Origin of the sequence: Micromonospora sp. DT63, assembly GCF_049841615.1 — a bacterium.
Classification (GTDB): Bacteria; Actinomycetota; Actinomycetes; order Mycobacteriales; family Micromonosporaceae; genus Micromonospora.
In genome coordinates this window covers 950,699-976,722 of record NZ_JBNCKQ010000001.1, presented here as the reverse complement: position 1 = coordinate 976,722, position 26,024 = coordinate 950,699, and the positions used below count along the sequence as shown (strand labels likewise).

Sequence of the window (26,024 nt, the reverse complement as noted above, 5' to 3'; positions counted from 1 at the left end):
GCCGGCGCGCTCACCAGGGGTGCACGGTCCCGTCCTCCAGCCGGTTCACCGGCAGGTACGCGGGCGCGTACGGGTAGCGGGCCGCCGCCTCCTCGTCGATGTCGACGCCGAGGCCGGGGGTCTCGGCGGGGTGCAGGTAGCCGTCGGCGTAGTGGTAGCCGTGCGGGAACACCTCGTCGGTCTGCGCGGTGTGCCGCATGTACTCCTGCAGGCCGAAGTTGGGGATCGAGATGTCGAGCTGGAGCGCGGCGGCCATACACACGGGCGACAGGTCGGTGGCGCCGTGTGAGCCGCTGCGGACGTGGTGCAGCGCGGCGAGGTCGAAGATGCGACGCAGGTGGGTGATGCCGCCGGCGTGCACCACCGTGGCCCGGATGTAGTCGATGAGCTGTTCCCGGATGAGCTGCGCCGCGTCGAAGACGCTGTTGAAGACCTCGCCCACGGCGATCGGGGTGGTGGTGTGCTGCCGGATCAGCCGGAAGCCCTCCTGCAGGTCGGCGGGGACCGGATCCTCCATCCAGGTCAGCGCGTAGGGCTCCAGGCTCTGGCCGAGCCGGGCCGCCTCGATGGGCGTGAGCCGGTGGTGCACGTCGTGCAGCAGGCGCAGGGTGGGGCCGAACTCGTCGCGGACCCGGGCGAACACGGTGGGCACGTGGGCCAGGTAGCGCGGCGTCGACCAGGTGGCCTCGCTGGGCAGCGCCGCGTCGGCCGGCTCGTAGAAGAGCTTGTCGGCGCTGACCCCGTACGTCTTGGGCAGGCCCGGCACGCCGCACTGCACCCGGACCGCCCGGTAGCCGAGGTCGACGTAGCGGGCGACCTCGACCAGGACCTCCTCGACGGTTTCGCCGTTGGCGTGGCCGTACACCGTGACGCCCTCGCGGGACCGGCCGCCGAGCAGCTGGTAGACCGGCAGGCCCGCCACCTTGCCCTTGATGTCCCACAGCGCGGTGTCCACCGCGGCGATCGCGCTCATCGTGACCGGCCCGCGCCGCCAGTACGCGCCCTGGTACAGGTACTGCCAGGTGTCCTCGATCCGGGCCGGGTCCCGGCCGATCAGCAGCGGCGCCACGTGGTCGCGCAGGTACGACGCGACGGCCAGCTCCCGGCCGTTGAGGGTGGCGTCCCCGACGCCTGTGACGCCCTCGTCAGTGACGATCTTGAGGGTGACGAAGTTGCGGCCCGGACAGGTCACGATGACCCGGGCGTCGACGATCTTCACTCGATCTCCTTCGTGCCCGCGGGAGTCGCGTGAGGACGCTCGCAGGGGGTGCGTGCGAGGGCGGTCTGCCTATCGGGAACGTGCCGATAATATCCCGCCGGCTGCCGGTGGTGAATGGTGTTGCTGAGCGGGGAGTGCGTGCAGGTGACGGCCCAATCCCTTGCACCGAAAGGTTTCCGGGAACCTTGACAATCGAGTGCGCTCGATCGAAGCTGACATCGGTCACGCGAGCCGCGGTCACGGTCGGGCGAAGGGCAGTCCTCGACTCACCCCCCTTCCATGCGCCATTCTCCCGAGGAATCGCGAACCATGACACTGAAGACAAGGCTGCTCGGCGTCCTCGCGGCGGTCGCGACAGTCGCCGCCGCGGCGCTGACGTTCGCCAGCCCCGCGTCGGCCGCGACGCTCACCCAGGTGACCGGCTTCGGCAACAACCCCACAAACCTCCAGATGCACCTGTACGTCCCGGACCGGGTCGCATCCCGGCCAGGAATCCTGCTCGCCCTGCACTACTGCACCGGGACGGGCCCCGCCTTCTACTCCGGCACGCAGTACGCGTCGCTCGCCGACCGGTACGGATTCATCGTCATCTACCCGTCCGCGACCCGCAGCAGCAAGTGCTGGGACGTGGCCTCGCCGCAGGCGCTGCGCCGAGGTGGCGGCAGCGACCCGGTCGGGCTCATCTCGATGATCGACTACGTGAAGCAGCGGTACTCCGCCGACCCGGACCGCGTCTTCGCCACCGGCACCTCGTCGGGCGCGATGATGACCAACGTCATGCTCGGCGACTACCCGGACGTGTTCGCGGCGGGCGCGTCCTTCGCCGGGGTGCCGTTCGCCTGCTTCGCCACCGGGGGCACCTCGGAGTGGAACAGCGAGTGCGCGAACGGGCAGTCCATCAAGACCGCCCAGCAGTGGGGTGACCTGGTCCGCGGGGCGTACCCCGGCTACACCGGCCGGCGACCGCGGATGCAGATCTGGCACGGCACCAGCGACGAGACGCTGCGCTACCCGAACTTCGGCGAGCAGATCAAGCAGTGGACGAACGTGCACGGTCTGAGCCAGACCCCGACGTACACCGACTCCCCGCAGTCCGGATACACCCGCACCCGGTACGGCAGCAGCGGCCCGATGGCACCGGTCGAGGCGATCAGCATGCAGGGCGTCACACACAACATCCCTGTCGACGCGGCCCAGGTGATCCGCTTCTTCGGGCTGGACGGCACGACGCCCCCGACGACGCCGCCGCCCACGACGCCGCCCCCGACGACGCCGCCCCCGACCACGCCGCCCCCGACCACGCCGCCCCCGACCACGCCTCCGCCGACGACGCCGCCGCCGACCACGCCTCCGCCGACCACGCCTCCGCCCACCGCGGGTGCCTGCCGGGTCGGATACACGGTCAACGCCTGGAACTCGGGCCTCACCGCGAGCGTGACCATCACCAACACCGGCACCGCCGCCGTCAACGGGTGGGCGCTGACCTTCACGCTGCCCAGCGGCCAGGCCATCACCAACGGCTGGAACGCCACCTACTCCCCGACGAGCGGAGCGGTCACCGCCCGCAACGTCTCCTACAACGGCACCCTCGCGCCGAACGCGTCGGTCGAGATCGGGTTCCAGGCCACCCACACCGGCGGCACCGGCAAACCGTCGTCGTTCGCGCTCAACGGGGCCACCTGCGCCGTCTCCTGACCACCCACCACCATCGACAAACGGAGTCGCACGATGAGCAGAACGAAATGGAAGGCGGCATCGAGAGCCGCGATCGCGCTGACCGGCGCGGGCGCTCTCGCCGCCGGCATGGCAATGGTCCTGGTGACGCCCGCGTCCGCCGGGACCACCCTGGGCGCGTCCGCGGCGGAGAAGGGCCGCTACTTCGGTACGGCGGTGGCCGCGAACAAGCTCTCGGACAGCACGTACACCACGATCTTGAACCGCGAGTTCACCATGGTGACGGCCGAGAACGAGATGAAGATCGACGCGACGGAGCCGCAGCAGGGCCAGTTCCGCTACTCCCAGGCGGACCCGATCGTCAACCACGCGCGCAGCCACGGCATGCAGGTACGCGGTCACACCCTGGCCTGGCACGGCCAGCAGCCGGGGTGGATGCAGGGCATGGAGGGCACCGCGCTGCGTAACGCGATGCTCAACCACGTGACGCAGGTGGTGACCCACTACCGGGGACAGATCTATTCCTGGGACGTGGTGAACGAGGCGTTCGCCGACGGCAACTCCGGAGGACGCCGCGACTCGAACCTGCAGCGCACCGGCAACGACTGGATCGAGGCCGCGTTCCGCGCTGCCCGCGCCGCCGACCCGGGCGCGAAGCTCTGTTACAACGACTACAACATCGACAACTGGACCTGGGCCAAGACCCAGGGCGTCTACAACATGGTGCGGGACTTCAAGTCCCGTGGTGTGCCGATCGACTGCGTGGGCTTCCAGTCGCACTTCAACAGCGACTCGCCGTACGTCAGCAACTACCGCACCACGCTGTCGAGTTTCGCGGCGCTGGGCGTGGACGTGCAGATCACCGAGCTGGACATCCAGGGCGCTCCGGCGAACACCTACCGCAGCGTGACGGAGGACTGCCTCGCGGTGGCCCGCTGCAACGGGATCACGGTGTGGGGCATCCGCGACAGCGACTCGTGGCGGTCCTCGCAGACCCCGCTGCTGTTCAACAACGACGGCTCGAAGAAGGCCGCGTACGACGCGGTCCTCGCGGCGCTGAACAACGGCACCCCGCCACCCACCACGCCCCCGCCCACGACCCCTCCACCCACCACTCCGCCGCCCACGACCCCGCCGCCCACCACTCCTCCGCCCACGACCCCGCCTCCGGGGCAGGGCGGCTGCACCGCGACGGTGACGGTGAACCAGTGGACCGGTGGCTTCGTGGCGAACGTACGGGTGACGGCCGGCTCGTCGGCGCTCAACGGTTGGACCGTGACGATCGCGTTGCCGTCCGGCGCGACGGTCACCAACGCCTGGAGCGCCACCAACAGCGGTAGCACCGGCACGACGACCTGGAGAAACGTGTCGTACAACGGTCAGGTCGGCGCGGGACAGTCCACCGAGTTCGGGTTCCAGGGCAACGGCACCGCCGGCAGCCTCAGCCCGACCTGCGCGGCGGGCTGACGGAGCCCCGGCCGGTGCGGAGGTCGGCCCGGACCCTCCGCACCGGCCGGCACGTCCCGGTCGAGTCCGCTATCCCCGGGCGGCGACGGGAGCGAGTCGGCCTTGGCGTGCACGAGACGGCGGGTCGTGTCCGACTCGTCCGAGTCGATGGCGATCAGGTCCCAGTCCTGGCCGAGCAGCACGGCCCGCCCGCCCGGTGCGAGGACCCGGCGGGCCTCGTCGACGGCTCGCGCCGGGTCGTCGAGCAGGTGGCCTCGATCCTGCGCGCGAAGCAGGCCGGCCTGTCACCGCCCGACATCGGTGCGTTCCTCGCCGCGCACGACCCGGCCGCCCGCAAGGACGTGCTGCGCCGCAACCACAGCGCGCTGCACGCCAGGATGGCGGTGCTGCGGTCGGCGCTCGATCTGCTGAAGGCCGGGTTGAACTGCACGCACGAGGACATCGCGACCTGCCCGAACTACCGCGCCCACCTCACGGAGCTGGTGGACGTCGGCGTCCCGGGCTAACCGTCGATGCGGGTGATGTTGCGGATCTTGTTGGACGCGTCCAACGCGGCCACCTTGTACGCCTCGGCCAGGGTCGGATAGTTGAACACGGCGTCGACCAGGTAGTCGATCGTGCCGCCGCAGCCGATGACCGCCTGACCGATGTGGACGATCTCGGTCGCCGCGGTGCCGAACACGTGCACCCCGAGCAGCCGGCCGTCCTCGGGGGAGACGAGCAGCTTCAGCATCCCGTACGAGTCGCCCACGATCTGGCCGCGCGCCAGCTCGCGGTAGCGCGCGACGCCCACCTCGAAGGGCGTCGACGCGTCGGTCAACTCGGCCTCGGTCTGGCCGACGAAACTGATCTCCGGGATGGTGTAGATGCCGATCGGCTGCAGGCCGTGCATCTCCCGGATCGGCTCGCCGCAGGCGTGCTGCGCGGCCAGCCGGCCCTGCTCCATCGAGGTGGACGCCAACGCCGGGAAGCCGATCACGTCGCCGACGGCGTAGATGTTGTCGACCGGGGTGCGGTAGTTGGCGTCGACAGCGATCCGGCCGCGCCGGTCGGCCTGCAACCCGGCCGCCTCCAACGCCAGGTCGTCGGTCTGGCCCTGCCGGCCGGCCGAGTACATGACGGTGTCCGCGACGATCTTCTTGCCGCTCTTGAGAATGCACAGCGCCGCCGTCTGGTGCTTCTCCACCGCGGCGACCTCCTCGCCGAAGCGGAACGCCACCGACAGGTCGCGCAGGTGGTACTTCAGCGACTCGACGATCTCCTCGTCGCAGAATTCCAGCATCCGCTCGCGGCGCTCCACGACTGTCACCTTGGTGCCGAGGGCGGCGAACATCGACGCGTACTCCATGCCGATCACACCGGCGCCGACCACGACCATGCTGCGGGGGACAGCCTGCAGGTTGATGACGCCGTCGGAGTCCACGATGGTCCGGTCGTCGAAGTCGACGCTGTCCGGGCGGGCCGGGCGGGTGCCGGCCGCGATGATGGCCTTGTCGAACGTCACCTTCGACTCGCGCCCGGAGCCGGCGTCGACCCAGATGGAGTGCGCGTCCGCAAAGCGTCCGGTCCCGGTGATCATCGCGACCCGGTTGCGGGCGAGCTGGTTGCGGATGACGTCGGTCTGTCGGGTGATCACATGCTGGGTGCGGGCGGCCAGGTCGCTGACCGTGATCTCCTCCTTGACCCGGTAGCTGCTGCCGTACAGGTCGCGCTGGCTCAGGCCGGTCAGATAGAGCACGGCCTCGCGCAGCGTCTTGGACGGGACGGTGCCGGTGTTGATGCACACCCCACCGATCATGTCGCGGCGGTCCACGATGCCGACCCGCCTGCCGAGCTTGGCGGCGGCGATCGCGGCCTTCTGACCGCTGGGTCCGGAGCCCAGCACCAACAGGTCGTAGTCATACACGATCGCTAGCGTCGCAAGATGTCGCCGTCGACGCCAGAGTCCGGACGCGAGCGTTACTTGTCTGCCACCACGCGGACACCGCCGTTCGCCGCAGGCCGGCCAGCTCTTGTGAAACAGGCCTAGCCGACGAGGCGGCGTTCCCAGGCCCAGGCGGCGATCTCGACACGGTTGCGGGCCGGGAGCTTGGTCTGCACGCTGGCGAGGTGGGTCTTGACGGTGCCGACGGCGATGAAGAGCCGACCGGCGATCTCCGCGTTGGTCAGGCCCCGGGCGACGAGCTTCACGACGTCGAGTTCGCGCGGGGACAGGCCGGCGTCGTCGCGCGGCGCGGTGGGCGGGCTGAGGTGCTCCAGCAGTCGTACGGTGATGGACGGGCTGATCAGCGCGTCGCCCGAGACGGCAGCGCGGACCGCCTCGACGAGCAGCGCCGGGCCGGAGTCCTTCAGGAGAAACCCGCAGGCGCCGTTGGACAGCGCGGTGTGCACGTACTCGTCGAGGTCGAAGGTCGTCACCACGACCACCCGCACCGGGTCGGCGACGCCCGGCCCGGCGAGCAGCCGCAACGCCTCCAGGCCGTCCAGGCGGGGCATCCGGATGTCCAGCAGCACCACGTCCGGGCGTAGCCGCCGGACCATCTCGACGGCGGCGACCCCGTCGGCGGCCTCACCGACCACCGCCATGTCCGGCTGCGCTGAAATGATCATGCCGAAGCCGGTGCGGACCATCGCCTGGTCATCCGCGATCAGCACCCGGATCATCGGGTCACCGCCGACCGCAGCGGGAACGCGGCGTCGAGCACCCAGCCGCCGGAGATCCCCGGCCCGGCGGTGATCGTGCCGCCGAGGGCGCGTACCCGCTCGGTGAGGCCCAGCAGGCCGAAGCCGTGCCCCCGGGCGGGAGCGGTACGCGGGGTCGCGCCGTCGTCGGCGACCCGGACCAGGAGCCAGTCCGGCGTTCGACGCACGGACACGGCCACCGACCGGGCGTCCGGGGCGTGCTGGCGGGCGTTGGTGAGCCCCTCCATCACCACCCGGTACGCCGAGGTCGACACCTCCACCGGCAGCTCGTCGAGCGGGCCGTCGACGTACAGCCGGGCCGGCGCGTTGGTGGTGTCGTTGTGGCCCTCCACCAGGGGTGCGAGATCGGCCACGCCGGCCAGCGGGGCCAGCGGCGCGTCCGGCGGGGCGTCCGGATTGCGCAGGACGCCGACCATCCGTCGCATGGAGGCCATCGTCTCGGCGCCGGCCCGCTCGATCTGCTCCAGGGCGACGATCACCCGTTGCGGGTCCTGCTCGGCGACGAACCGGGCACCCTGCGCCTGGACCACGATGCCGGTCACGTGGTGGGCGATGAAGTCGTGCAGGTCGCGGGCGAACTCGGCGCGCTGCTCGGCCCGTACCAGCGCGATGGCCCGCTCCCGCCCGGCGGCGACGACGCGCAGGTAGATCCCGACGGCGGCGGCGCCAACCGCGGCGAGCGCCTGAAGCAGCCCGAAGATCACGTAGACGTAATCCGCGCCGGCGCGCAGCGGCAGCGCGGCGGCAGCGAGCGCGGCGAGCACCGCCGCCCACGGAGCGAGCCGCGCGGCGGCCCACCGGGTCACCACGAACACCACAGCGATCATCCCGGCGGACTCGGCCAGCCCCCAGCTGCCGCCCAGCAGATAACTGCCGCTCGCGCTGAGCACCAGGAAGCCGAAGGTGACAGCGAGTGAGACGGTGCCGAGCGCGAGCGCCGCGAGCGGCAGGGATCGGGACCCCTGCCGGTGCACGGGCAGCCAGACCACGGCGGTCAGCAACGCCAACCCCACCTGCAGGAGGGCGCGCAGGGCGTCGGCAGCGCTCGCCCCGCTGTAGAGGCCGTACCGCAGGTCGAAGGCACCGAGCAGGGCCAGCGCCGCCAGACCGGCGAGCTGACCCAGGCGTACCCACCATGTCGAGAATCCCGGCGCGTTCATCGTGACCCAGCGTAGCCAGACGACCGGCGCGGGCAGATCGGCCGAAAGACAGACCCGGCGCGGGCGTTCCCCGACCGCGGGCCGATGCGGCTCCCACCCGGCGCGGGCGAGGCTTCCCCTGTCACATCGCAGCCCCTGGAGGAACCCATGACAACCCACGCCCCGCCGCCGACCGGGCAGGCCGCCGTCGCCGCGGTCGACCTGGTCAAGGTGTACGGCAGCGGCGACACCGCGGTCCGCGCCCTGGACGGCGTCTCGGTCGGCTTCGGCCGGGCCGAGTTCACCGCGATCATGGGCTCGTCCGGGTCGGGCAAGTCGACGCTGATGCACTGCCTCGCCGGCCTGGACACGGCCACGTCCGGCCGGGTCCTGCTCGGCGGCACGGAGCTGACCGGTCAGTCCGACCGCACGCTGACCCGCGCGCGCCGCGACCGGATCGGCTTCGTCTTCCAGTCGTTCAACCTGCTGCCGCAGCTCACCGCCGCGCAGAACATCACCCTGCCGCTGGACCTCGCCGGTCGCGAACCCGACCGTGACCTGCTCGCGCGCCTCGTCGACGTGCTGGGCCTCGGGCAGCGGCTCGGGCACCGGCCCAGCGAACTCTCCGGCGGCCAGCAACAGCGGGTGGCGCTGGCCCGGGCCCTGGTGTCGCGGCCCGAGGTCGTCTTCGCCGACGAGCCGACCGGCAACCTCGACTCCCGCTCCGGGGCGGAGGTCCTGGGCATCCTGCGCGACTCGGTACGCGACCTGGGTCAGACGGTCGTCATGGTCACCCACGATCCGATCGCGGCCGCGTACGCCGACCGGGTGGTGCTGCTCGCCGACGGCCGGGTCGCCGGCGAGATCGACGCGCCGGACCAGGGATCGGTCACCGACGCGCTGCGCGAGCTGGCGGTTCCCGCGTGAGGGCGACCGTGCTGCGTACCCAGGTGAGCGCCGCGGCCCGACGCCCGGGGCGACTGATCCTGACCGGCCTGGCGATCCTCGTCGCGTCGTTTGTCGTCTTCGGCACCGTCCTGGCGCAGGAGATCACCGAACGGACCGCGCGGGACAACCTCAGCGGCACGCCGGCCGCCACCGACCTGGTCATCGGCGACCCGCAGCAACCCCCGCCCACCGTGGCGGCGCTGCGTGCCGTCCGCGCCGTGGCGGGTGTCACCGAGGCGGTGGGCCGGACGACGCTCGGTGTCTCCCTCGCCGGGGGCTACCTCAACCTGCGCAGCGACCCGGGCGCCGGCCCGCTGGCCACGGTCCGCCTGGTCCAGGGCAGCTACCCGGACCGGCCCGGTGAGATCGCGGTGACCCGCCGTACGGTCGAGCGGCTGGGACTGTCGGTCGGGACCGTGACCACCGGGACGGGCGGTGACCTCACCACCGGCGCCCCGCTCACCGTCACCGGCCTGGTCGACACCCCCGACGACGACGGCTACAACGCGTACGCCCCGGACGACGCGGTCGTCGCCTGGGGTCACCTGAGCACCGTGGAGCGGATCGACCTGCGTGCGACTGCCGGCACGGCGCAGGCGGTTCGCGACCGGGTGACAGCGGTGGTCCCGGCCGATCAGCCGATCCGCTCCGGCGCCGAGGTGCGTGACGCCGAGGCCGACGCGGCGGCCGAGCAGGTGGGGAGACTGTTCGCGCTTGTCGGAATGTTCGTCGCGGTCGCGGTGGTCGCCGCGGCGCTGGTGGTCACGTCGACGTTCCGCATCGTCTTCGCCCAGCGGATGCAGCATCTCGCGCTGCTGCGGGCGGTGGGCGCGGGCCGCAGCGGACTGGTGGTCGCGCTGACCGCCGAGGGTGCCCTGACCGGGCTGGTCGCGGGTGTCGTGGGGGTCGTCGGCGCCCTCGCCGCCGGGCAGGTCCTCCCCGTGGTCCTGCGCGCCTCGGGCATGGCGGTCTCGTCGCCCGGCCTGTCGCCGGGGGCAGCGGTCGCCGTGGTGCTCGGCGCGGTGGTCCTCACCGTGGTGGCGGTCCTGGCGCCGGCGTTCTCCGCCGCCCGGGTCTCGCCCCTGGAGGCGCTGCGGGCGGCGAGCGTGACCGCCGGGCGGCGCGGCGTCGGAGCGCCGCGCCTGGTGTCCGGCGGGCTGCTGGTCCTCGGCGCGCTGCTGGCCGGCGTCGTGGCGGTGCGGCGGTTGCCGACGCCGGGCCAGGAGTCCTACGACCCGAGCGCGCCGCTGTTGCTGCTGGTCACCTCGGGAGCGCTGGCGTTCTTCGCCCTGGTCGCCCTCGGGCCGCTGCTGGTGCGCCCGGTGCTGGCCGTGGTGGGTTGGCCGCTGCGCCAGGTCGGGCCGCTGGGGCGGCTGGCGGTCGGCGGGATCGGTGGCACGCCCCGGCGGGCCGCCGCCGTCTCCGTCGTGGTCGCGCTCGGCGTGACCCTGATCTCCGGGGTGGTCATCGGCGGCGCGTCGATGCGGGTCGTCGCCGATCGGGACATGGCGCTGTCCGCGCCGGCCGACTTCGAGGTGTCCTCCGGTGAGGGTGCCACCCTGCCGGTCGCCGTGGTGACGAGGGCGCGGGCGGCGAGCGGCGCGCTGACCCGGGTGGTGCCGTACCGGATGGTCCACGACGTCGCGCTGATGCGGGGCGCCGATCGGCTCGGCGACGGCGAGTCCGGGTACTCGACGACCGACCTCGACCTGTCGGCGCTGCCGACCACCGCGGCCCTGGACGTGGCGCAGGGCACCCTCGCCGACCGGGGACCCGGCCGGGTCGTGCTCGGTGACTGGGTCGCCCGCGACGCCGGACTGCGCGCCGGCGACACCGTCACACTGGCCCGCGGCGGGCGGACTGTCGACGTACGGGTGTCGGCGGTCCTGCCCGACCGTGGCCCCCTGTACGCGGGCATCGTCGTCGACCGTGCCGACCTGGACCGGATCGGCGGGCCGACGGCGTACACCGGTCTGCTGGCCGACGCGGCGCGGGCGGGTGAGGACGGTCGTACCGCCGGGGTACGGGCGCTGCGGCAGGCGATCGGGAACGGCGCCGGCCTGGGCATCGGGGTGCTCGCCGACGAGCGGGACCGCAACGACGCGGTGCTGAACGCCCTGGTCTGGATCACTGCCGGCCTGGTCAGCCTGACCGTGCTGATCGCTGTGGTCGGCGTGGGCTCCACGACCGCGCTGTCGGTCGTCGAGCGGGTCCGCGAGTCCGGGCTGCTGCGCGCCGTCGGCCTGTCCCGGGCGGGGCTGCGCACGATGCTGACCGTCGAGTCCGGTCTCTACGGGGTGATCGGGGCGAGCTTCGGTCTGCTGCTCGGCGTCCCGTACGCCTGGTTGGCGGTGCGGGCGCTCGGGCTCAACGCGCCGCTGTCGCTGCCGGTGCTGTCGCTGGTCGGGCTCTTCGCGGCGCTGGTCGGGCTGACCGCGCTGGCCGGCGTGCTGCCGGCGCGGCGGGCGTCGCGGGTCAGCCCGGTGGTGGCGCTGGGCGTCGAGGGCTGAGCGCGCCCAGGTGCGGGGCGGGCCGGCGTCGAGAGGGTTTCGGCGCCGGCCCGTCGCGGCGCGGTCAGTTGGGGTTGCTCGCGTGGGTCAGCGTCTCCCAGGCGACGAAGAGGTTGTTGGTGCCGGCGGGTCGCTGTTGCAGCGTGAGGGTCTGCGTGTTGGTCATGACATTGCCCAGCCGGTTGCTCAGCGCGTTGAAGCCGACCTCGGTGACGGGGCCGAGGCCCCGGGTGAGGGTGCCGCCGCAGAGCCAGGAGGGTGCCGCCTCGCCGAGCTGGTAGCGCGAGTGCAGGCCGAGCGCCTGCCGCAGCCGCTCACCGACCTGCGGGTACAGGTCGCGGCCCTGGATGCGCGAGGTCTCCGCGACGTGCGAGATGGCGGAGATCCCGTACCCGGTGTGGACGAAGTCCCGGCAGGTCTCCTGCGCGAGGCCGGCGACGAAGGTGGACTGGCCTTGCCAGTAGCCGATGATCTCGCTGCTGGTGTCCAGGCCGCTGCCGGGCACCGTGTACGGCAGCGCGCCGTCGCTGGGCAGGTAGATGAAGGCGCGGGCGCGGTTGAGGAAGCGGGTGACCGCCGCGTCGTAGGCGGTGCGGTCCTCCAGGAAGACGGCGATGCCGACGGCGGCCTCCATCATCGTCAGTTCCCAGTTGCCGTTGCTGTTCGACCCGTTGCGGACGACCGGCAGGTAGACGGTGCGCAGCATGGTGGCGAACCGGTTGGCGTTGGGCCAGCTCCCGTAGGTGTACTTGATGATCTCGGCGGCGCGGGGCCAGGTCGAGGCCGCCCAGCCGGTCTGCAGGGGTCCGTTGCTGCCGGTGTGCGAGGTGATCGTCGCCGACCAGGCGTCCATGATCTGGATCGCCTTCTGCGCGTACCGGGAGTCACCGGTGAGGTACCAGGCGAGCGCGTCGGTGTACGCCGCGATGGCGTCCTCGCGCTCGTCGGTGCAGCCGTTGTTCGGGTTGGAGTAGGAGCCGCACTCGACGACGGCGCGGGGCGCCGGGGTGCGCGAGAGCGAGGCGTACCGGCTGCTCATCATCTGGTTGTACGCCGCCGCCCACGGCTGCGCGCCCGCCTGCACCCGCCCCCGGACGAAGTCGAGCTGGCCGCGGCTGACCAGCACCCCGGGGTGGGTGAAGCCGCTCGACGGCGGGGGAGTGGTGCCATCGCTGGGCAGGGTCCAGAGCTGGTTGGCGCTGCCGGTGCAGCTCCAGATCTGCAACGGCGTGCCGTCGGCCGAGCTGGGGCCGGTCGCGTCGAGGCACTTGCCCGAGGTCGGGTTGACCACCTGTCCGGCGCTGGACGACCACTGCTGCGCGCCGGTGCCGTTGCAGTCGTAGATCTGCACCCGAGCGCCGTTGGTGGTGCTGGCGGCGGCGATGTCGAGGCACTTGCCCAGGGCTCTGATCGTGCCGTCGTCGGCCACCGTCCACTGCTGGGCGGTGGAGCCGTTGCACGTGTAGAGCTGCACGGCTGTCGAGTTGGCCGGGTTCGCTGCGGCCACGTCGACGCACTTGCCGCCGTAACCCGTGATGGCGCCCGTGGTGGCGGCCGTCGCGGGGGAGGCGCCGACGAACAGACCGGTCGGCACGGCGAGCAGGGCCGCGGCGAGCGCGGCGGCGAACCTGGTACGGGGGTGGCGGGGCGCGGGCCCGGCCAATCGTCGCGCCATGTCGGGGTCCTTCCGGGCGGCGAAGACAACTGTAAAGTGTGTTAATCATTACAGTCGTACCCATTGATATCAATGTCTTCGATGCGACGGGTGCGCTCACGGATGCATTGCCGCGCCCTTGAGGACCTTGTCGACCATGCCGCGCGGGGCGTGCAGGGCCAGCCCCACCAGGTCGAGCTTCTCCCGGCCGACCGCCTGCACCGCCGCCCGGTTGTCCCGGTCGTTGCCGGTGGCGAACAACTCGGACGTGAAGATCGCCAGGCGCAGCCCGCGGGTGAGCGCCCGCGAGTGCGCGGCGGTGAGGGTGGCCCGGTCACCGGCGAAGACCAGCACCGGCTGTCGGAACATCGGCAGGTACGAGGTGCCGTCCGCGTCGCGGTACTCCTCGCCGAGCAACTCCGGCTCGGCGCTCGCGACACCACTGACCAAAAAGGCGGTGACGTTCAGCCGCTGCCACCCCGCCAGGTCGTTGCGGAGCAGCACGGCGATCTTGGTGGGGAAACGGATCGGTTCGGTCATGCCGTCGAGCCTGCCCGCCCGGCGCCCGGCCGTTCTTGTACGTTCTTAGCGTGGTCACCCGACCGACGGGCGCACAGGTCAGCGCGTGGCGACCCGCTGTCGCCGGGGTCGCCGAGGTGTTCCACGCCCACTTCCCGGATCACGCGTACCCGCTGCACACCCACGACGTGTGGACGCTGCTGATCGTCGACGACGGCGCGGTCCGCTTCGACCTGGACCGGCACCGCCACGGCGCGCTGCGCACGTCGGTCACGCTGCTGCCGCCGTACGTGCCGCACGACGGCCGGGCCGCCACGCCGAACGGCTTTCGCAAACGGGTCCTGTACCTCGACACCACGGCGCTCGACGCCGCGCTCGTCGGTCCGGCGGTCGACCGGCCGGACCTGGCCGATCCGCGCCTACGGGACCGCATCCACCATCTGCACCGGGTGCTCGCCGCGCCGGGGGACGAATTCGAGGCCGACAGCCGGCTCGCGCTCATCCTGGAACGGCTGCGCCAGCGGCTGCGCCCGCGCTCCCCGGCCGGCGACCCGCCGGCCGCGCCCGGCCTCGCCGTACGACTACGCGAGCTGCTGGACGCCCGGACCGTCGAGGGCCTCACGCTGCGCCAGGCTGCCGAGCTGCTGCACGCCCACCCGACCCACCTGGTCCGGACGTTCACCCACACGCACGGGCTGCCGCCGCACTCGTACCTGACCGGTCGTCGTGTCGAACTGGCCCGCCGTCTGCTCCTCGCGGGGCAGCGCCCCGCCGAGGTCGCCGTCGCGGCCGGGTTCTTCGACCAGGCGCACCTGACGCGCCACTTCCGGCGGCACCTGGGCGTCAGCCCGTCCCGCTACGCGGCCCCGCGCGTGCTCCTGGCGAGCCGGCCGCGATCAGACGAGCTGGCCGCCGGTGACGGACAGCAGGCGTAGCTTCTCGTCGCTCTCCGACCCGGGCGCGGCGGTGAAGACCAGCAGCGTCTGGGACCCGTCGGGATCCACGAGTGTCTGACAGTGCAGCTCCAGCGGGCCCACCTCGGGGTGCCGGAGACGCTTCGTCGGGCAGGGGGCGTCGGGCACCGGGTGCTCCCGCCACAGGCGGGCGAACTCCGGGCTGCGAGCCAGCAGGTCGTCGACGAGCGTCGCCGCCCGCGAGCCCCGGCCGTCGCGGGTGTACGACGCGTGCAGGTGCGCCACGAACAGTCGGCTCTGCGTCTCGTGGTCCTCGCTGGGGTGCAGCCGTCGCGCCGCCGGTTCGGTGAACCAGCGGTGGTGCGCGCTGCGCGCCAGCCCGGTGTACCAGGTCTCGTCGCCGAGCAGGGCGATGGCCGGCGCGGTCTGCGCCAGCGTCTCACCGAGGTGGTTCACCACCTGGGCGGGAGTGTCGTGCATCCGGTCGAGGATGCGCATCATCCCGGGGTTGACGTGGTCGGCCCGGACGGCGCGGTGCGGAACGGCGTGACCGGCGAGTCGGAACAGGTGGTCCCGTTCGGCGAGCGACAGCCGCAGACCGCGGGCGAGGGCGGCCAGCATCTGCTCGGAGGGGTGCGGCCCGCGCTGCTGCTCCAGTCGGCTGTAGTAGTCGGTGGACATACCGCTCAACGCGGCGACCTCCTCGCGCCGCAGGCCACCGGTGCGTCGGCGCTGACCCCGGGGCAGACCCACGTCCTCGGGTTGCAGGGCCGCACGTCGGGTGCGCAGGAAGCTGGCGAGCTGGGCGCGGTCCACGGCATCTCCTTCTGCCACCCGGGGTGGATCGGTGTGGGCCGGCGGTGCGCCGGCACGTCGGGTGCAACAGCCGGGGCCGGCCGCGCTGTTCCGCGGACGTTCCCGTGCCGGGTCGGTCCGCCGGCTGATCGACACCCCGACTACCGGTTCCAATCGGGCGGCCGATCGGTTCCGCCACGTGGCCGTCACGAAATCCGGCCGCAATCCGTCACAGTCCCCGGATAGTCTGCCTCCGCGCGTCGTCGCCCCGGCACGTCGCGTCCCGCGCCTGGTCGGCGTGGCATACGCCGCCACCGCCCACCTTCCGCCGGATCAACCGACCTCAGGAGAGTCAGTGACACAGCAATCCGTCGCGACATCGGACAAACTCGACGCCGCGGTGCTCAAGGTGGCGGGCGTCGTCGTCCTTGGCGCGATCATGTCGATCCTCGACGTGACGGTGGTCAGCGTCGCGCTGCCCACGTTCCAGACCGAGTTCGACGCGTCCTACGCCCGGGTGGCCTGGACGATGACGGGCTACACGCTCGCCCTGGCCACGGTGATCCCCCTCAGCGGATGGGCGGCCGACCGGTTCGGCACCAAGCGCCTCTACATGGTGGCGCTCGCCCTGTTCACGATCGGGTCCGGCCTCTGCGCCACCGCCGACTCGATCGGCCAACTGATCGGCTACCGCGTCCTTCAGGGCCTCGGCGGCGGCATGCTCATGCCGCTCGGAATGACGATCATGACGCGCGCGGCCGGGCCGCACCGGATCGGCCGGCTGATGGCGGTCCTCGGCATCCCGATGCTCCTCGGCCCGATCGGCGGCCCGATCCTCGGCGGCTGGCTGATCGACACGGCGAGCTGGCACTGGATCTTCCTGATCAACCTGCCGATCGGTGTCGTCGCCCTCATCTACGCGCAGATGGCGCTCCCGAAGGACGCCCCCGAGCCGTCGGAGTCCTTCGACTTCCTCGGCATGCTGATGCTCTCCCCGGGCCTCGCGCTCTTCCTCTACGGCGTCTCATCGCTGCCGGAGGCGGGCACCTTCTCCGCGACCAAGGTGTGGGCCCCGATGCTGGTCGGCGGCGCGCTGGTGGTGGCGTTCGTGCTCTACTCGTTCAAGCCCCGGCACCCGCTGCTCGACCTGCGGCTGTTCCGCAACCGCAACCTGACCATCGCCTCGGTGACGCTGTTCGTGTTCATCATCGCGTTCATGGGCGCCGGCCTGCTGTTCCCGAGCTACTTCCTGCAGGTGCGCGGCGAGTCGACGCTGGCCGCCGGCCTGCTGATGGCGCCCCAGGGCCTCGGCGCCATGATCACCATGCCGATCGCCGGCACGCTCGCCGACCGGGTGCCCATCGGGCGCACCGTCCCGTTCGCGCTGGCGTTGATCGTCGCCGGTTTCTTCGGCTTCACCCAGGTCGACGCGCAGACCTCGTACTGGCTGCTCGGTGGGTCGTTGTTCGTGATGGGCCTGGGCATGGGCGGCACGATGATGCCGATCATGACCTCGGCGCTGCGGACGTTGCAGGCACAGGAGGTGGCGCGCGGCTCGACGCTCGTCAACATCCTCCAGCAGATCGGCGGTTCGGTCGGCGCCGCGGTGATGTCGGTGATCCTCACCAACGAGCTGAACGGCTCCCGGCCGATCCCCGGCGCGGTGGACCCGAGCGGCAAGCCGATCACCGAGGCCGGGCTGGCCATCGCCGCCCAGCAGCGGCCGGAGCTGCTCCAGCAGATGCCGGTGGATCCGTCGATCATCGAACGTGGCCTCGACTTCGCCGCGCGGTCGTTCGCCCACACGTTCTGGGTGGCGTTCGCGCTGGTGCTGGCCACGTTCATCCCGGCCGCCCTGCTGCCGCGCCGGCGTACGCCCGCGCAGCCGCTCGGCGACGAGCAGGCCGAGCTGGCCAAGGCGCCGGTCGTCATCCACTGACCGACGCGCTCGACCACCCGCCGCGCTCGACGCCCATCGTGGTGTCGAGCGCGGCGGTGTGTCGATCAGCGCAGCGGACCGTCGCCCGGCCCGTCGGGGTCCTCGATCACGTGGACCGCCGCCTCCTCAGCGCTGGCGGCGCCCGCGTCGATCCCGGCGTCCCACGCCACCGACTCGGCCTCGTCGTCCTCGCGGACGCCCTCGTCGTACTCGACGAGACGGCCCGCGCGCGCCTCGGTCTCGTATCCCCGGCGGGTCAGCTCGTCCTCGTCGTCGCCGGTCTCGGCGTACGGGTCGACGTCCGGCTCCTCCTGGGCGAGGTACTGATCCAGCGACTCGCCCGCCCGCTCCTCGGCGGGGGTGGTGCCGAACCGGTTCGCCGCCGTCCAGTGGTCCGCGGCGACGATGCCGGTGTCGAGGGGGTCGCCGACACGGTCGTCGTCCAGGGTGTCGGAGGCGTCCAGCACCCCGTCGTCCTCGGCCACGTTCCACTCGTCGACGGAATCCGTCTGGCTCACGGCGGTATCTCCTTCGTCACGGCGCAGCGAAGTGCCAAGCCTATGACCGTCCAACGCCGCCGCCCCCCGGGGTCTGCCCGCTGTGACGAACGGACCTCGGGGCGTGGCGCGCGCTCAGCGCTTCAGCAACTCCGCAACGGCGTCGGTGAACTCCGTCGGCTGCTCGACGTGCGCGAAGTGCCCGCTGCGTTCCAGCACCACCAGGCGCGAGTCCTTGAGGCCCGCGTGCAGCTCCTCGGCGTACCGGGGGCCGCAGATGAAGTCGTACGCGCCGACGATCACCACGGCCGGCACGGTGATCTCACCGAGCCGGTCGCGCACGTCGAAGGGCGTGGGGTCCTGTGCGCCGGCCGGCGCCGCCGAGATCCGCACGGCCGCCTGGAACGGGACGAACTCGGCCTGCCGACCCCAGAAGTCCGCGAAGTACACCGGAAGGGCGGCGCGCAGGGCGCTTCCCAGGGACTCGTCGTCGGTGGCGGCGCCGATCTGCGCGAAGGCGGCCGGGATCTCCGCCGCCTCCGGACGGTCCGGGTGCCGCTGCGGGTACGCGGCGAGGTTGGCCATCGCCTCGGCCCAGAAGTCGGCGCCGGTGACGGGTGAGGTGTCGTACAGGGCGAGGCCGGCGACCCGGTCCGGGTGGTCCAGGGCGTACCGCTGGATGACGAATCCGCCGTACGAGTGGCCGAGGAGGTACACCCGGGGCTCGCCGAGGTGCGCGATGACGGCGTCGAGGAACCGGACATACGTGACGAGGCGATAGTCGTCGACGGTGTCGAGCCGACCCGACGCGCCGGTGCCGACCGGCTCGACGTACACCATCGTGAAGTGCTCCTCGAGGCCCGGCGTCCGCAGGTAGGCCCACTCGATCCCGGGGCCGCCGGAGTGCGCCACACACACCGGGCCGCTGCCGGCGACGTGGTAGACCTGCCGGACGCCGTCAACGGTGAAGGTGTGCGTGCCCGGTGCGAGGGCGTCGACGTCGTGGCCTGTGGAACCCATGAACCATCTCCCGATCCGTGACCCGCGCGGCGTGTGCCCGCCGCGCGGCTGGTGACTGACACGGACCAGATGCACGGGTCGAGGAGAAAGTTCGCTCGGTCGGCGAACGTTTTTCAGACCAGCGCCGGGACGGGGTGAAAGAGGGTGAACCGGCGGACCCGGCCCTCGTGCAGTTGCTGCAACCACAGTGCGCCGGGTGGGCAGTGCTCCGGGTCGTCCGGCGGACTGATCAGGTCGGTCTCCCAGATCAGCACGTCGCCGCTGGCGACCACGTTGCGCAGCCGCTGGCGTACCCCGGCTTCCAGATCGGTGGTCATGCCGCGGATCGCCAGGTCACGGCCGCCGCGGGGCCCACCCGGCACGACCATCTCGGCGTGCGGCCACCAGCTCTCGTGCACGACCCGGTCGAAGTCGCCCCGCATCGCCGTGGCGATCATGTCGCGGCCCTCACGCCAGCGGGCGTCGCCGGCCGCGCTGACATCGGCGTGCGCGGTGGTCGCCGCCGTCCGCAGGCCGCCGGCGAGGGCCCGACGGGCGTGGCTGAGGCGGCTGCGGACGGTACCGACCGGCACGCCGCACACGGTCGCGATCTGCTCGTACGAGGAGGCGTCGCTGAAGTACCGCAGCAGCGTGACCAGCCGGTCCGGCTCGGACAGCTCCCCGATGGCGTGCCACACCCAGTCGCGCAGCGCGCCGGAGTCCAGAGCCTCCTCGGGGGTGGGGCTGGTAGCGGGCTGGGCGAACCACTCCGGCTCGGCGACCGGGAGGGTGCGCGGCCCGCGCCGGGTCGTCCGGGCGTTGTTGCGCACGATCGTGCGCAGCCACGGGCCGACGGCGGCCGGGTTGCGGACCTCGCCGATGCGCCGCAGTGCCGTCACCATCGCGTCCTGCACCGCGTCCTCGGCGTCCGGCCCGTAGCCCAGGATGCCCAGCGCCACGGCCCGCATTCCGGCCTCGTGACGGGTCAGCAGCGCACCGAGCGCCGCCGCGTCTCCCGCCTGCGCGAGCGCGACCAGCTCCGCATCACCCTGCGTCACGTCCAGTTCCTCCCCGAACCGCCCGTTCTGAACGCTTCTGCTCATTCAAGCGTACGGCGGACCGGCGTGCCCCCGGGGCGGCCCGTCTCCGCAGCCTGCGGGCCGGCGGCGCGGGTGGCCCGGACCCCGATCTGCCGCAGGTACGTGATCAACTCCGGCGGCTCGTGCACCTCGATATCGCAACCCAGGGTCAGCAGGCGCCAGGCCAGCCACTCCAGGGTGTCCGCGTCGCTGCGCAACCGGCACGAGGTGGCGTCGATCGGCTCCAGGTCGACCCCGGCGCCGCCGAGCGGGCCGGCGACCCGCTCTACCGGTGCGTGCAGCGTCACCACCGCCCGGTGGACGGGCGTCAGCTCGAGCAGCTTCTCCGCCATGAACGACGCCGCGTCGGTGGCCGGCAGCCGACGGGCGGCGACCCGGATCCGGGTGACCCGCGGGTCGGTGATCCGGTCCACCCGGAAGATCCGCCAGTCGGCGCGATCGTTGTCGTAGCCCACCAGATACCAGCGCCGGCCCGCCGACACCAGCTTGTACGGCTCGACGAGCCGTACGCCGTCCACGCCGTCGCGACGGCGGTAGGTGAACCGCAGTTGCGCGCGGCTGTCGACGGCGGCTGCCAGGGCGTTCAGGTGTTCGGGGTCGACGGGCGGCGGACCCCAGGTGAGCAGCGGTTCGGTGGCCGCCCCAAACGCCCTGACGCGCTGTCGCAGCCGGGACGGCAGCACCTGTTCGAGCTTCGCCAGCGCCCGTACCGAGGCCTCCTCGATACCGGCCACCGCGTGACCGGCGGCGGTCCGCAGACCGACCGCGATCGCCACCGCCTCCTCGTCGTCGAGCAACAGTGGTGGCATCGCCTTGCCCGCGACCAGGCGGTAGCCGCCGATCACGCCCATCGTCGCCTGCACCGGGTAGCCGAGGTCGCGCAGCCGCTGGACATCGCGGCGAATGGTGCGCAGGCTGACGCCGAGCCGGGCGGCCAGTTCGCTGCCGGGCCACTCCCGGGACGTCTGCAACAGCGACAGCAGGCCCAGCAGTCGGGCGGGGGTGTCGGACACGGCCTCCACCATGCCAGCGATGTGTGCCAGATCCTGACCTATATCGGCCCTAGCGTTTCCCGGCATGACGCCGTTTCGCATCGACATTCCCGAGTCCGACCTCGACGACCTGCGCGAGCGGCTCGCCCGCACCCGGTGGCCCCGCCCGCTGCCCGGCGCCGGCTGGGACCGAGGGGTGCCGGTGGACTACCTCCGCGAGCTGACCGGGCACTGGGCACACGGTTACGACTGGCGGGCGCACGAAGCGCGCCTGAACGATTTTCCCCAGTTCGTCACCGAGATCGACGGCCTGGACGTGCACCTGCTGCACGTACGCTCGCCGGAACCCGACGCGCTGCCGCTGCTGCTGACGCACGGCTGGCCCAACTCGGTGGTCGAGTTCACCGAGCTGATCGGCCCGTTGACCGACCCGCGTGCCCACGGCGGTGACCCCGCGCAGGCGTTCCACGTGGTGGTGCCGTCGGTGCCCGGCTTCGGTTTCTCGCAGGCGCCACCGGCCGGGTTCACGATCGACCGGCTCGCCTCGATGTGGGCCGAGCTGATGGCCCGCCTCGGCTACGACCGCTACGGCACCCAGGGCGGCGACCTCGGCGCGTACGTCGCGCCCCGGGTGGCGGCGGTGGCGCCGGAGCGCGTGGTGGGCGTGCACATCGACGGCGGATTCGGCTTTCCGACCGCCGCCGACGAGCCCGACCTGAGCGAGGCGGAACGCGCCGAGTGGGAACAGATGCAGCGGTGGATGAGCGGTGGGGTGGACCACCACGCGCTGCTGCGGGCCGCGCCACAGACCGTCGCGTACGCCTGGACCGATTCGCCGGTCGGGCTGCTGGCCTGGATGATGCAGAAGTTCAAGGAGTTCACCATGACGGTACCGACACCCGAGCAGGCCATCGACCGGGACCATCTGCTCACCAACGTGAGCCTCTACTGGTTCACCGGCACCTCGGGAACCTCCTCGTGGCCGATGTACGAGCGGCTCACCCTCGCCGACGACGGCGGTTTCGCCTGGCCCCGGGGTCAACGGCGGGTGCCGTCGGGCGTCTACGGCGGCGGGACCGCGCTGATGCGCCGCCTCGCCGCACGGGACAACACCGTCGTGCACTGGCCGCAGGGCAACCCGGGCAGCCACTTCGTGGCGATGGACGAGCCGTCGGCGCACGCGGCGGACATCCGCGCCTTCTTCGCGAGCCTGCGATGACCGACCTGAGCTGGGCGCAGGTGGCCGCCCGGCGTCTGGCGCGGCACCGGCTCACGACTCCGACACCGGACACCACGCCGGACGTCGACCGCGTCGCCGACGTGGTGTCCGTGATGTGTGGCGCGCACGCCCAGGTCGCCTCCGCCGCCGAACTGTCCGTCGGGCTCCGCGCCCCCGGCGCCACCCGTGCCCTGGTGCGCCAGGCGCTCTGGCGGGACCGCACAGTGGTCAAGACCCGTGGACCACGCGGGACCGTGCACCTGCTCGCCGCCGCGGACCTGCCGATGTGGACCGGCGCGCTGAGCGCGATGCCCACTGCGCCCCGGGAGCGGAGTGTGGCCCTGTTGACTCCCCGGCAGACCGAGCGGGTCCTCGCGGCCATCGCCGAGGCGCTGGCCGAGGCCGAGCTGACCACCGCCGAGCTGACCGAGGAGGTCGTCGCCCGCACCGGCGAGTGGGCGGGCGAACGGGTCATGGAGGCATTCCAGGACAGGTGGCCCCGATGGTTCGCGGCGATGGGGCAGGCAACCCGCAGCGGAATCGTCTGCTTCGGCCCGAACCGGGGCCGCGCCGCCACGTACACCAGCCCGAACCGCTGGCTACCCGGGTTCGCCCCGATGGCCGGCCGGGCCGCGCTGGCCGACCTCGTGCGTCGCTACCTGTACGCGTACGGTCCGGCCACGCCGGCCCAGTTCGCCCAGTGGCTGTCGGCGCCCCGGCCCTGGGTGACATGGCTGTTCACCCTGCTGGACCTGACCGAGGTGACGGTCGAGGGCACGCCCGCGTGGGTGGCCGCCGACGACACCGACTTTCCGGACGACCCGCCGTCCGGGTTGCGGTTACTGCCCTACTTCGACGCGTACGTGGTCGGCTGTCATCCGCGCGACCGGCTCTATCCCGGTGCGGCCGCCGAGCGGGCGTTGGCCGGTGGACAGGCGGGTAACTATCCCGTGCTCCTGGTGGACGGGACAGTCGCCGGAGTGTGGCACCAACGCCGCTCCGGCCGCACCATCCGCGTCACGGTCGAGCCGCTGCGGGCACTCGACGCCCGTCGGCGGCGAGAGTTGGCCGTGGAGATCGAGCGGGTCGGCCACATCCTGGAGGGGGACGCCGCACTGACCGTCGGGACGGTGCGTGTCGGTCCGCACGCCTGAGTCAGGATGAGGGGGTGGACATCGAACCGGTCGACGACGCGCCCCGCCGAACGTTCGTCCCGACGGTCCTGCGGCAGCGCTGGGAGGACCTCACCTTCCTGCACTGGGCTGTCGCTCCGGAACTCGTCGCGCCGCTGCTGCCCCCCGGCACTCGTCCGGACACGCTGGACGGCGTGAGCTTCGTCGGGCTGATCGGCTTCCGGATGGTCGGGCTGGGCTTCGGTCGCGGCCCGGGGGTGCCGTACTTCGGCACGTTCGCCGAGACGAACGTCCGGCTCTACTCGGTCGACGACACCGGCCGACGGGCGGTCGTGTTCCGCTCGCTCGACGCGTCCCGCCTGGTGCCGGTGCTGGTGGCACAGGCGACGCTGCGTCTGCCGTACCTCTGGTCGTCGATGCGGTTGGACCGCGACGGCGACCGACTCACCTACCGCTGCCGGCGTCGCTGGCCCGGCCCGGCGGGTACGACGAGCCGGATGGTGGTCCGGGTGGGGGAGCCGATCGCCGACCCCACCCCCCTGGACCACTTCCTCACCGCCCGGTGGGGGCTGCACACCCGGGCGTACGGTCGCACGCTGCACCTGCCGAACTGGCATCCCCGCTGGCCGCTGCACCGGGCCGAGCTGCTGCATCTGGACGACGGGTTGGTCGCCGCCGCCGGGCTGCCGGCACCTGTCGGACCGCCGGTCAGCGTGCTCTACTCGCCAGGTGTCGGGGTGCGGTTCGGCCCGCCCGTGACGGCCCGGCGGCCCGGCTGGAGCGCCGGGCCGCCGGATGCTCAGTAGCGCCCGCCCTCGGGTGCGGGCAGCGCGTCGAGGTCGGCCAGTTCCTCGGCGCCGAGCCGCACGTCGCCGGCCGCGCAGTTGTCCACCAGGTACTTCGGTGTCTTGGTGCCGGGGATCGGAATGACCCGGTCGCCCTGGGCGATCACCCACGCCAGCGCGACCTGCGCGGGAGTGACGCCGGCCCGGTCGGCGATCTCCCGGACCCGGGCGACGATGGCCAGGTTGGCCCGCAGCGCGTCCTGCTGGAAGCGCGGCAGGCCGCGTCGGAAGTCGTCGGCCGGCAGGTCGTCGAACGACGAGAACCGGCCGGTCAGAAAGCCCCGGCCCAGCGGGGAGAACGGCAGGAAGGCGATGCCGTGCGCGACGCAGTACGGCAGAACCTCGGCCAGCGGGTCCCGGGTCCACAGCGACAACTCGGACTGCACCGACGCCACCGGGTGCACGGCCTGGGCCCGCGCGATCTGGTCCACAGTCACCTCGGACAGGCCGATCTGCCGCGCCTTGCCCGCCGCGACGACCTCCGCCATCGCGCCCCAGGACTCCTCGATCGGCACCTCGGGGTCGACGCGGTGCAGCTGGTAGAGGTCGACATGGTCGGTGTCGAGGCGGCGCAGGCTGTCGTCGATCGCCGTGCGGATGTGCTCCGGCCGGCCGTTGTTGCCGATCTTCGGTGAGTTGCCGGGGCCTCCGGTCAGGGACGTGGCCACCAGCCCGACCTTGGTCGCCAGGACGGCCCGCTCCCGGTGGCCGTCGGCCAGCGCCCGGCCGACCAGTTCCTCGTTGGTGTACGGCCCGTACACGTCGGACGTGTCGATCAGCGTGGCGCCCAGGTCCAGCGCCTGGCGGATCACCGAGATCGAGGTGTCGTCGTCGCGGGGGCCGGTGATGTCGTATCCGTGGCTCATGCCCATGCACCCGAGACCGATGACGCCGACCTCGGGCCCTGCGCTGCCCAGCGTGGTGGTTCTCATGGGCACCACGCTACGACCGCTGCCGCCCGGCGGCATCCGGCGGCCGTCCAACCCGGTCGGAAAGAGTTCAGCGGGCATGTCGAGGACAGCAGCGCCTGCTTCGACCACGGGGTGAGGGCCGGGCACGACCGGCAGGCTGACACCGCACAGACCAAGGAGTGGACCGATGACGAAGGTGACGACCGGGGCGACGATGTCGTTGGACGGCTACATCGCGGACGCCTCCCACGGCGGCTTCGAGCACCTCTTCCAGTGGTACGGCAGCGGCGCCGTCGAGACGCCCACGGCCAACCCCGAGATGACGTTCCGGACGTCCGCCGCGAGCGCCCGCCACCTGCGGGACCTCACCGCACGTACCGGCGCGTTGGTCGTCGGCCGTCGGCTGTTCGACATGACCGGCGGGTGGGGCGGCCGGCACCCGATGGACGTGCCCGTCGTGGTCGTCACGCACACCGTGCCGCAGGGCTGGGAGCCGGAGAACGACTCCTTCGTCTTCGTCACCGACGGCATCGTCAGCGCCATCGACCGTGCGAAGGCGCTCGCCGGTGCCAAGGAGGTCGGCGTCAACGGCGGCACCATCGCGGCCCAGGTCGTCGAGGCTGGCCTGCTCGACGAGGTGCACGTCGACCTCGTCCCGGTCGTGCTCGGCGCCGGCATACCGTTCTTCGCCGGCCTGACGATCGCGCCACTGCACCTCGACGGCCCCTTCCGCGTCGTCGAGGGCGACGGCGTCACGCACCTGGCCTACCGCGTACGCCCGGCGGCCTGACCACCTCGGGGCCGGCCGGCCTGGGCCGGCCCCGCACCGTACGCCGGCGTCGAGCGT

23 protein-coding genes are annotated in these 26,024 nt (G+C 72.3%); 11 read left to right on the top strand and 12 right to left on the bottom strand.

Features of this window, described 5'->3' with window-relative positions:
- Positions 1-10 precede the first annotated feature (10 nt).
- The gene (manD, locus tag ACLQ27_RS04585; RefSeq protein ID WP_357492355.1) at positions 11-1,219 is read right to left on the bottom strand and encodes a D-mannonate dehydratase ManD; all 1,209 of its coding nucleotides are present in this window, start codon (positions 1,217-1,219) and stop codon (positions 11-13) included.
- 309 nt (positions 1,220-1,528) lie between these two features.
- Between manD and ACLQ27_RS04580 the strand changes: the two genes are divergently transcribed.
- The 3 genes from ACLQ27_RS04580 (at position 1,529) to ACLQ27_RS04570 (ending at position 4,866) form a co-directional block, all read left to right on the top strand.
- On the top strand, positions 1,529-2,914 hold the full coding sequence (locus ACLQ27_RS04580; protein ID WP_357492353.1) for an extracellular catalytic domain type 1 short-chain-length polyhydroxyalkanoate depolymerase: 1,386 nt from the start codon (positions 1,529-1,531) through the stop codon (positions 2,912-2,914).
- Positions 2,915-2,947: 33 nt separating this feature from the next.
- A complete protein-coding gene (locus ACLQ27_RS04575) occupies positions 2,948-4,360 on the top strand; it encodes an endo-1,4-beta-xylanase (RefSeq protein WP_357492351.1) in 1,413 nt (470 codons plus the stop codon).
- Positions 4,361-4,467: 107 nt separating this feature from the next.
- Positions 4,468-4,866 carry a hypothetical protein gene (locus ACLQ27_RS04570; RefSeq protein WP_425865725.1) on the top strand — a complete coding sequence of 133 codons (399 nt, stop codon included), beginning with the start codon at positions 4,468-4,470 and terminating at the stop codon, positions 4,864-4,866.
- On the opposite strand, the gene sthA is transcribed toward ACLQ27_RS04570, so the two are convergent.
- The 3 genes from sthA to ACLQ27_RS04555 all read right to left on the bottom strand — a co-directional run bounded on the left by sthA (position 4,863) and on the right by ACLQ27_RS04555 (position 8,223).
- Positions 4,863-6,266 carry a Si-specific NAD(P)(+) transhydrogenase gene (sthA, locus tag ACLQ27_RS04565; protein WP_234583724.1) on the bottom strand — a complete coding sequence of 468 codons (1,404 nt, stop codon included), beginning with the start codon at positions 6,264-6,266 and terminating at the stop codon, positions 4,863-4,865. The genes ACLQ27_RS04570 and sthA overlap by 4 nt on opposite strands.
- A gap of 119 nt (positions 6,267-6,385) precedes the next feature.
- Complete coding sequence (locus ACLQ27_RS04560; RefSeq protein WP_357492346.1) at positions 6,386-7,024, bottom strand: response regulator transcription factor; 639 nt, start codon at positions 7,022-7,024, stop codon at positions 6,386-6,388.
- Positions 7,021-8,223 carry a sensor histidine kinase gene (locus ACLQ27_RS04555; RefSeq protein WP_425865722.1) on the bottom strand — a complete coding sequence of 401 codons (1,203 nt, stop codon included), beginning with the start codon at positions 8,221-8,223 and terminating at the stop codon, positions 7,021-7,023. Before ACLQ27_RS04555 ends, ACLQ27_RS04560 begins: the two co-directional genes overlap by 4 nt.
- A 147-nt stretch (positions 8,224-8,370) precedes the next feature.
- Here ACLQ27_RS04555 and ACLQ27_RS04550 point away from each other — a divergent pair, with 147 nt between their 5' ends.
- Both ACLQ27_RS04550 and ACLQ27_RS04545 read left to right on the top strand, forming a co-directional pair.
- Positions 8,371-9,129, top strand: a complete 759-nt coding sequence (locus ACLQ27_RS04550) for an ABC transporter ATP-binding protein (RefSeq protein WP_425865721.1) — start codon at positions 8,371-8,373, stop codon at positions 9,127-9,129.
- Positions 9,126-11,660 carry an FtsX-like permease family protein gene (locus ACLQ27_RS04545; RefSeq protein ID WP_425865719.1) on the top strand — a complete coding sequence of 845 codons (2,535 nt, stop codon included), beginning with the start codon at positions 9,126-9,128 and terminating at the stop codon, positions 11,658-11,660. Before ACLQ27_RS04550 ends, ACLQ27_RS04545 begins: the two co-directional genes overlap by 4 nt.
- Positions 11,661-11,724: 64 nt before the next feature.
- On the opposite strand, the gene ACLQ27_RS04540 is transcribed toward ACLQ27_RS04545, so the two are convergent.
- The gene (locus ACLQ27_RS04540) at positions 11,725-13,335 is read right to left on the bottom strand and encodes a ricin-type beta-trefoil lectin domain protein (protein WP_425865717.1); all 1,611 of its coding nucleotides are present in this window, start codon (positions 13,333-13,335) and stop codon (positions 11,725-11,727) included.
- 96 nt (positions 13,336-13,431) lie between these two features.
- A complete protein-coding gene (locus tag ACLQ27_RS04535; protein WP_425865716.1) occupies positions 13,432-13,854 on the bottom strand; it encodes a DUF2000 family protein in 423 nt (140 codons plus the stop codon).
- Between the two features lie 50 nt (positions 13,855-13,904).
- Here ACLQ27_RS04535 and ACLQ27_RS04530 point away from each other — a divergent pair, with 50 nt between their 5' ends.
- Entirely contained in the window at positions 13,905-14,768 is an 864-nt protein-coding gene (locus ACLQ27_RS04530; protein WP_425865714.1) for an AraC family transcriptional regulator, read from the top strand.
- Here the strand turns inward: ACLQ27_RS04530 and ACLQ27_RS04525 are convergent.
- On the bottom strand, positions 14,730-15,563 hold the full coding sequence (locus tag ACLQ27_RS04525) for a helix-turn-helix transcriptional regulator (protein ID WP_425865713.1): 834 nt from the start codon (positions 15,561-15,563) through the stop codon (positions 14,730-14,732). The genes ACLQ27_RS04530 and ACLQ27_RS04525 overlap by 39 nt on opposite strands.
- Positions 15,564-15,897: 334 nt before the next feature.
- Between ACLQ27_RS04525 and ACLQ27_RS04520 the strand changes: the two genes are divergently transcribed.
- Positions 15,898-17,481, top strand: a complete 1,584-nt coding sequence (locus ACLQ27_RS04520; RefSeq protein ID WP_234583736.1) for a DHA2 family efflux MFS transporter permease subunit — start codon at positions 15,898-15,900, stop codon at positions 17,479-17,481.
- Between the two features lie 65 nt (positions 17,482-17,546).
- On the opposite strand, the gene ACLQ27_RS04515 is transcribed toward ACLQ27_RS04520, so the two are convergent.
- The 4 genes from ACLQ27_RS04515 to ACLQ27_RS04500 all read right to left on the bottom strand — a co-directional run bounded on the left by ACLQ27_RS04515 (position 17,547) and on the right by ACLQ27_RS04500 (position 21,090).
- Positions 17,547-17,999 (bottom strand): DUF5709 domain-containing protein, encoded by a 453-nt coding sequence (locus ACLQ27_RS04515; protein ID WP_425865711.1) that lies wholly within the window; start codon positions 17,997-17,999, stop codon positions 17,547-17,549.
- A 114-nt stretch (positions 18,000-18,113) separates the two neighbouring features.
- The gene (locus ACLQ27_RS04510) at positions 18,114-18,998 is read right to left on the bottom strand and encodes an alpha/beta fold hydrolase (protein ID WP_425865709.1); all 885 of its coding nucleotides are present in this window, start codon (positions 18,996-18,998) and stop codon (positions 18,114-18,116) included.
- 113 nt (positions 18,999-19,111) lie between these two features.
- Positions 19,112-20,080, bottom strand: coding sequence for an RNA polymerase sigma factor (locus ACLQ27_RS04505; RefSeq protein ID WP_425865707.1), 969 nt, complete (start codon positions 20,078-20,080; stop codon positions 19,112-19,114).
- A complete protein-coding gene (locus ACLQ27_RS04500) occupies positions 20,077-21,090 on the bottom strand; it encodes a helix-turn-helix transcriptional regulator (RefSeq protein ID WP_425865705.1) in 1,014 nt (337 codons plus the stop codon). The genes ACLQ27_RS04505 and ACLQ27_RS04500 overlap by 4 nt, the downstream gene beginning before the upstream one ends.
- Before the next feature lie 64 nt (positions 21,091-21,154).
- Between ACLQ27_RS04500 and ACLQ27_RS04495 the strand changes: the two genes are divergently transcribed.
- Genes ACLQ27_RS04495 through ACLQ27_RS04485 form a run of 3 tightly spaced genes read left to right on the top strand, consistent with a single transcriptional unit; the run spans position 21,155 to position 24,227 of the window.
- Entirely contained in the window at positions 21,155-22,288 is a 1,134-nt protein-coding gene (locus ACLQ27_RS04495; RefSeq protein WP_425865703.1) for an epoxide hydrolase family protein, read from the top strand.
- The gene (locus tag ACLQ27_RS04490) at positions 22,285-23,442 is read left to right on the top strand and encodes a winged helix DNA-binding domain-containing protein (protein ID WP_425865701.1); all 1,158 of its coding nucleotides are present in this window, start codon (positions 22,285-22,287) and stop codon (positions 23,440-23,442) included. Before ACLQ27_RS04495 ends, ACLQ27_RS04490 begins: the two co-directional genes overlap by 4 nt.
- Before the next feature lie 14 nt (positions 23,443-23,456).
- Positions 23,457-24,227, top strand: a complete 771-nt coding sequence (locus tag ACLQ27_RS04485) for a YqjF family protein (RefSeq protein WP_425865699.1) — start codon at positions 23,457-23,459, stop codon at positions 24,225-24,227.
- On the opposite strand, the gene ACLQ27_RS04480 is transcribed toward ACLQ27_RS04485, so the two are convergent.
- The gene (locus tag ACLQ27_RS04480) at positions 24,221-25,198 is read right to left on the bottom strand and encodes an aldo/keto reductase (protein ID WP_425865697.1); all 978 of its coding nucleotides are present in this window, start codon (positions 25,196-25,198) and stop codon (positions 24,221-24,223) included. The two genes, ACLQ27_RS04485 and ACLQ27_RS04480, sit on opposite strands and share 7 nt — an antisense overlap.
- A gap of 166 nt (positions 25,199-25,364) precedes the next feature.
- On the opposite strand from ACLQ27_RS04480, the gene ACLQ27_RS04475 reads away from it, so the two are divergent.
- Entirely contained in the window at positions 25,365-25,967 is a 603-nt protein-coding gene (locus tag ACLQ27_RS04475) for a dihydrofolate reductase family protein (protein WP_357574036.1), read from the top strand.
- The last annotated feature ends 57 nt before the right edge of the window (positions 25,968-26,024 follow it).

What these genes read in the sequence shown, in the direction of transcription:
- ACLQ27_RS04510 (WP_425865709.1), bottom strand. Translation starts at nt 18,998, where the DNA reads ATGGGTTCCACAGGCCACGACGTCGACGCCCTCGCACCGGGCACGCAC.
- ACLQ27_RS04575 (WP_357492351.1), top strand. Translation starts at nt 2,948, where the DNA reads ATGAGCAGAACGAAATGGAAGGCGGCATCGAGAGCCGCGATCGCGCTG.
- ACLQ27_RS04550 (WP_425865721.1), top strand. Translation starts at nt 8,371, where the DNA reads ATGACAACCCACGCCCCGCCGCCGACCGGGCAGGCCGCCGTCGCCGCG.
- ACLQ27_RS04580 (WP_357492353.1), top strand. Translation starts at nt 1,529, where the DNA reads ATGACACTGAAGACAAGGCTGCTCGGCGTCCTCGCGGCGGTCGCGACA.
- ACLQ27_RS04540 (WP_425865717.1), bottom strand. Translation starts at nt 13,335, where the DNA reads ATGGCGCGACGATTGGCCGGGCCCGCGCCCCGCCACCCCCGTACCAGG.
- ACLQ27_RS04490 (WP_425865701.1), top strand. Translation starts at nt 22,285, where the DNA reads ATGACCGACCTGAGCTGGGCGCAGGTGGCCGCCCGGCGTCTGGCGCGG.
- ACLQ27_RS04535 (WP_425865716.1), bottom strand. Translation starts at nt 13,854, where the DNA reads ATGACCGAACCGATCCGTTTCCCCACCAAGATCGCCGTGCTGCTCCGC.
- ACLQ27_RS04560 (WP_357492346.1), bottom strand. Translation starts at nt 7,024, where the DNA reads ATGATCCGGGTGCTGATCGCGGATGACCAGGCGATGGTCCGCACCGGC.
- ACLQ27_RS04475 (WP_357574036.1), top strand. Translation starts at nt 25,365, where the DNA reads ATGACGAAGGTGACGACCGGGGCGACGATGTCGTTGGACGGCTACATC.
- ACLQ27_RS04505 (WP_425865707.1), bottom strand. Translation starts at nt 20,080, where the DNA reads ATGAGCAGAAGCGTTCAGAACGGGCGGTTCGGGGAGGAACTGGACGTG.
- ACLQ27_RS04495 (WP_425865703.1), top strand. Translation starts at nt 21,155, where the DNA reads ATGACGCCGTTTCGCATCGACATTCCCGAGTCCGACCTCGACGACCTG.
- ACLQ27_RS04555 (WP_425865722.1), bottom strand. Translation starts at nt 8,223, where the DNA reads ATGAACGCGCCGGGATTCTCGACATGGTGGGTACGCCTGGGTCAGCTC.
- ACLQ27_RS04480 (WP_425865697.1), bottom strand. Translation starts at nt 25,198, where the DNA reads ATGAGAACCACCACGCTGGGCAGCGCAGGGCCCGAGGTCGGCGTCATC.